This is a genomic window from Streptomyces sp. NTD91 (assembly GCF_059510455.1).
Window position 1 is genome coordinate 1 of record NZ_JCAJZW010000100.1, and the last position, 5,423, is coordinate 5,423.

Below are 5,423 nucleotides of genomic sequence, written 5' to 3' on the forward strand. Positions count from 1 at the left end.
TGCGCTGCACAGTACGGCCCGGGGTGTCGGTCGTCTGCATGGTTCCTTCTGTCCACGGTTATCGGAAAGCCGTGGGCGCCGGTGCTCCCTCACGCACCGGCGCCCACTCACCCCTGCCCAGGGTGGCTTGTTGTCCTGTTGAGGGGCGTCAGGGGACGAGGATGAGGCGGATCGGGTCGCCGATCTTGTTCTCCAGGCGGTGGACGGCGTCGGCGGCCTCGATGAGCGGGATGTGGTCGGTGATGGAGGGGGCCAGGTCGAGGCGGCCGGCCGCGGTCAGCTGCACCAGCTCGGAGACGGACTCGGGGAAGCCGCCGTAGTGGCCGCGTACCTGCTTCTGCAGGTAGTTGAAGGTCAGGCCTTCGGTGATGGTCAGGGGACGGGGTGTGATGCCCACGAGGATGAGGGAGCCGCCCAGGCCGAGCACGGAGGCGGCCTGGTCGCGGACGGCGGGGACGCCGGCGCAGTCGAAGGCGAAGTCGAGGCCGCGTCCGCCGGTGGCTGCGCGGACCTGGTCGGTGAAGTCGGGGGCTGCCGGGTCGAGCGCGAGGTCCGCGCCGAAGGCCAGGGCGCGCTCGCGGGCGCTGGGCAGCGGGTCGACGGCGATGATCGGGGCGGCGCCGACCAGGCGGGCGAGGCGGACGTTGTGCGCGCCGACTCCGCCCACGCCCCAGATGCCGACGGACTGGGCGGCACGGACGCCCGCGGTGGCGACGACGGCGGCGTAGGGGGTGGAGACCGCGTCGGGGATGATCGCGGCCTGGTCGAAGGGGAGGCTGTCGGGGATGGGGATGAGGGTGTCCTCGCGGGCGATGACGTACTCGGCCCAGCCGCCGTCGTAGTCGATGCCGGCGGTGAGCATCTGGGTGCAGGGGCGGTGGCGTACGCATCCGGCGCACGTGCCGCAGGTCTTGCCGGCCTCCAGGGTGACGCGGGTGCCGACGGGCAGGCCGCGCTTGAGGTCGGGGCCGGGCGTGTGGATGACGCCGGAGACCTCGTGGCCGACGGTGACCGTGTCGGAGGTGGCGAACAGGGGGACGAGGGAGCCGTCGAGGAGGTGGACGTCGGAGAGGCAGACGCCGGCGGCCTTGACCTCGATGAGGACCTCGCCCGGGCCCGGCACGGGGATCGGGACCTCTTCCACGGCGAACTTCTTGCTGTCCAGGTGGAAGCGTCCGGCGAGCATGGTGTCCATGGTGATCTGCTTTCTGTGAGCGGCAGGGCCCGGTGGTTCGGGCCATGGGTGCCATGGGTGTCTGAATGGCTGGTGGGGCCGGGAGGCGTGCGGGGAGGCAGGACGTCCGCACGCCTCCCGGCGGCTGTGGGTCAGCGCGCCGTGAGGGCGTGCGACGGTCAGGCGAAGACGTCCTGCTGGTAGCGCTCGTCTGCTTCGAGCTGGGCGAGCCACTGCTGGGCGGCCTCGTCGTCGCTGCCGGTCCGCTGGCGGTAGATGGCGGTCAGGGCCTCGCGGACGGCGGGGGCCATGCGGCGGCCGTCACCGCAGACGTAGATGTACGCGCCGTCCTCGATGGCCTGCCACACCGTGTCGGCGGCGTTGGCGATGGCGTTCTGCACGAACCGGGCCGGGTGGCCGGTCACCGCGGAGAAGGCGGTGTGCACCTGGGCGATCCCGGACAGCTCCCAGTCCTGCATCTCCTGGCGGTAGAAGTAGTCGTGCTCCGGGTGGCGGCAGCCGACGAACACCTGGGACAGGCCTATCTGGGTGCCGTTCGCGTGCTGTGTTGCCCGCTCCTCCAGGAAGCCGCGCAGCGGCGCGATGCCGGTGCCGGGGCCGATGAGGATCAGCGGCGTGGCGGGGTCGGCGGGCGGGGCGAAGGTGGGGGAGGGCACGCGGACGTAGCCGTATACGACGTCCCCGGGCTCCAGGCTCGCGATGTAGGAGGAGCAGGTGCCGCGGTACTGGCCGTCGCCGGACAGGGCCGGGCCCTCCAGCAGGCCGACGGTCAGGCGGACGTGGCGCGGGTCGGCCGACGGGGCGGAGGAGATGGAGTAGAAGCGCGGGCGGATGGGGCCCATCATCTCCAGGAAGACCGCCAGCGGCAGTTCGATGGCGGGGAAGCGCTCCAGCAGGCCCAGGACGGAGATGCGCTTGCCGAGGATCTCCTTCTGGTAGCGCTCCTCTGCTTCCTGGGTGTCGGTGGTGTAGGCCTGGAGCTGCGGCCGGGTCCACGGGCACTCGGTGTGCTCGGCGAGCGTCTGGATCTGGGAGCGGGTGGCCACGTCCTGCAGTTCCAGGAACTCGGTGAGCAGGATGCCGGCGGTGACGGGGGTGCCGACCGGCAGGTGGGTGCGGCCACCGGCCGGCTGGTCGAGCCGGAGCACCTGGTCGTAGTCGACGCCGAGCCGCCTCAGTGCGCGTTCCACCAGGGCGGGCTCGTTCTTGGCGAAGACGGCCAGGTGGTTGCCGGTGTCGTAGGTGACGCCCTCGGGCAGTTCGAAGGTGATGGACTTCGCGGACGGGCGTGGCGGCTCGATGCTGAAGTCCCACAGTCCGGTCGCGTCGGCCACGAGTTCCTCGTTGGCGACCACGGTGAGCGGGTAGGCCTGCTCGGAGACGATGGCGGGGCGCACGTCGGACTCGGTGAGCAGCTGGACCTGGTAGCGGGGGCCGCTCGCCTGGGAGGTGTCGGCGGCGTACTCCTCGGCCAGGGTGGCCCACAGGTTGTCCATCCAGCGGGTGGCCATGCCGTCGAAGTCACCGGCGGCGTCCGCGATGCCGCGCTCGATGACGGGGGTGGCGCCGGCGGCCAGCAGGCCTTCCTCGATCCGCTTGGGGAATGCCTGGTAGGTGGCCACCCATTGGGTGTTGCCGGCGCCCAGCAGCGCGTACCGCACGTTCGCCAGTGAGCCTTCGGGCAGCCCGGCGGCCAGCAGGTCGTCGAAGCGCTGGGCGTTGTCGGGGGCCTTGCCGTTGTAGCTGGCGGCGACGACGGCGAGCAGGCCCTCGGTGGGCAGGTCGTCACCCAGCTCGTCCAGGCTGATGAGGGTGGTGCCGAAGCCGGAGCGCTCGCCGCGGTCGGCGATGGTGCGGGCCAGGTCCTCGCACGAGCCGAGGCTGGAGCCGTAGGCGACGGTCAGGTTCACCCCGACACCGCTGACCGCTGCCTGCGTCTGCGTGTCGCCGGTCTGCAGGTCGGCGGCGCCGAAGACGGTCCGCTCGTGCTCCTGACGGCGACGGACGATGAGTTCGAAGTTGCCGGGCTTGCGGGTCAGCGCCTCCCGGGGGTCCATCTTGTAGTCGTTGGTGTCGGAGAACTTGAACTTCTGCAGCACCAGCGCGAGGGCCAGGCGGGCCTCGGTGAGCGCGAACTGGCGGCCGATGCAGGCACGTACGCCGTTGCCGAACGGCTTGTAGGCGTGCGGGTGGTGCTGGACGCGGTTCTCCGGCAGCCACCGGTCGATGTCGAACTCGTCCGGCCGCTCCCACGCCTTGGGGTGGGTGTGCAGCGGGCCCTCCAGGATGAGGACCTTCGCACCCTTCTTCAGCTCGTAGTGGCCGCCGATGACGGTGTCCTCCCGCGCGGTCTTGCCGAACGACGGGATGGGAGCCCACAGGCGCAGGGTCTCGTCCAGGATCCGCGGGATGACGTCCAGCTGCATGATCGTGTCGTAGTCCGGGACGGTGTCGCCGGGCAGCAGGCGGTCCACCTCGGCGTAGGCCTGGGCCAGCACGTGCGGGTTGCGCATCAGCGAGTACGTGGCGAAGGACAGCAGGCCGCTGGTGGTCTCGTGGCCGGCGATCAGGAACGTCAGCACCTGGTCGCGGACGTTGTCGTCGTACAGCCGCTTGCCGGTCTCCGGGTCGGTGGCCTCCAGCATCAGGCCCAGCAGGTCCTCCTCACCGCCGCCCTTCCCCTCGCGGCGCTCCTTGATCACGTTCTCGACCAGTTCCTGCATCAGCTGGACGTTCTCGCCGTACTTCTTGGCATCGGCCTTGCGGAGCTTGGTCATCATCGGCAGCTCCTGCGAGCGCCGCAGCGACTCCACCAGCGCGCCCAGCAGCGCGTTGAGGAAGGGGTGCAGTTCCTCCTTGTCGAAGGAGTCGAAGCGGTAGCCGAACCCCGACAGGGCGATCGTGTCCAGCGTCAGCCGGGTGTAGTCGTCGGTGATGTTGACCGACTGCCCCTCCTTGCGCTCCCACTTGCCCGCCAGGTTCTGGGCGATCTCCAGCATCTGCCCGAAGTACGCCTTCATGGCCCGCTGGCTGAACGCCGGCAGGAGGATCCGGTGTGCCATGCTCCATTCCTCCTCGTGCTGGTGGGCCGTGAACAGGCCCGCGCCCGCGAAGTCCCGGACATGCTGCAGCGGTGTCTTCTCGATCTGCTTGAAGAACCGCGTCTCGTCGGAGACCTCGGCCACCAGGTCCGGGTCGTAGACGAAGATCTGCTCGATACCGGCGATGTCCAGGCCGTAGATGCCCTCGGGGAACTGCTTGGACAGCTTGGCGAAGTACTCCACCGGGTTGGTGTCGGGGATCTGCGGCGTGTTGCCGAGGAGGGGGATCCCACGCGGGGACCGGATGGGGCGAAGGTCGTTCGCGGAGTGCGTGGTCATGACGTGCTCCTCTGCGCGGAGGGGGATGGGCAAGGGCGCGCTGCTCAGGTCGATGCCGAGGCGCCGTACGGAAAACATACGTCGTATGGAATTAGTACCGTACGGCGTATGGAAATGTGATGCAAGCCGGGTCGCCCTGGTGGGTGCTGTGATTCAGGTCATTTCCGTACGGCGTACGAAACTGATACCGTACGAGGTATGGAAAAGAAGGTGAGGCGTCCCCCGCGGGGAACGAGGAAGAGGGACGTGCCTCTGACCGAGGCCGGGATCTATGCCGCCGCCCTGCGGTTGATCGACGCGGACGGGGTCGAGGCGCTCACCATGCGCAAACTCGCCACCGAGCTGGACGCGAATCCGATGTCGCTGTACCACCACGTGCCGAACAGGGAAGCGGTGCTGCGCGGCGTGACGAGGATGGTCGGCGCCCAGTTCCGCACCGTGACCCTGGAGGACGCTCCCTGGCAGGAGCGGATCCGCCTGCTTGCCATGGACTTCCGGACGCTGGCGCACCGTCACCCCGAACTGATGGCCCACTCGTTCAGCCACCAGCCGGACTTCATCCAGCCCGACGACCCGTTCTGGACCGCGCTCACCGCCATCGTGCAGGCTGCCGGGGTGCCGCAGTCAGAGGTCCCGGAGATCGCCGCACTCATGGCCGCCGTCGTCATCGGTGTCCTCACCGCAGAACTCAACGGCGCTCTCCACCAGTGGTCGACCCTCAAGCCCCACGGCCCTGAAGCCGACGAAGACGGGGCCGCAGACGCAGACCCTCGCTCTACGGGTGCGGCCCCCGAAGGCCCTGACCAGGACCGGATGTTCCGCCTCGTGATGGACACGCTGATCACGGG

General features: G+C 69.6%; 3 protein-coding genes. 1 reads left to right on the forward strand and 2 read right to left on the reverse strand.

What is annotated here, in order from left to right:
• Positions 1 to 148: 148 nt before the first annotated feature.
• Complete coding sequence (locus AC5WRT_RS38620; RefSeq protein ID WP_496098873.1) at positions 149 to 1,195, reverse strand: zinc-binding dehydrogenase; 1,047 nt, start codon at positions 1,193 to 1,195, stop codon at positions 149 to 151.
• A 158-nt stretch (positions 1,196 to 1,353) separates the two neighbouring features.
• Positions 1,354 to 4,575, reverse strand: a complete 3,222-nt coding sequence (locus AC5WRT_RS38625) for a bifunctional cytochrome P450/NADPH--P450 reductase (protein WP_496098874.1) — start codon at positions 4,573 to 4,575, stop codon at positions 1,354 to 1,356.
• A gap of 246 nt (positions 4,576 to 4,821) precedes the next feature.
• Here AC5WRT_RS38625 and AC5WRT_RS38630 point away from each other — a divergent pair.
• Positions 4,822 to 5,423: TetR/AcrR family transcriptional regulator (locus AC5WRT_RS38630; RefSeq protein WP_496098875.1), on the forward strand; the 602-nt coding region annotated here is incomplete at its 3' end.

Coding starts and splice junctions, on each gene's coding strand:
- AC5WRT_RS38620 (WP_496098873.1), bottom strand. CDS start 1,195: ATGGACACCATGCTCGCCGGACGCTTCCACCTGGACAGCAAGAAGTTC.
- AC5WRT_RS38625 (WP_496098874.1), bottom strand. CDS start 4,575: ATGACCACGCACTCCGCGAACGACCTTCGCCCCATCCGGTCCCCGCGT.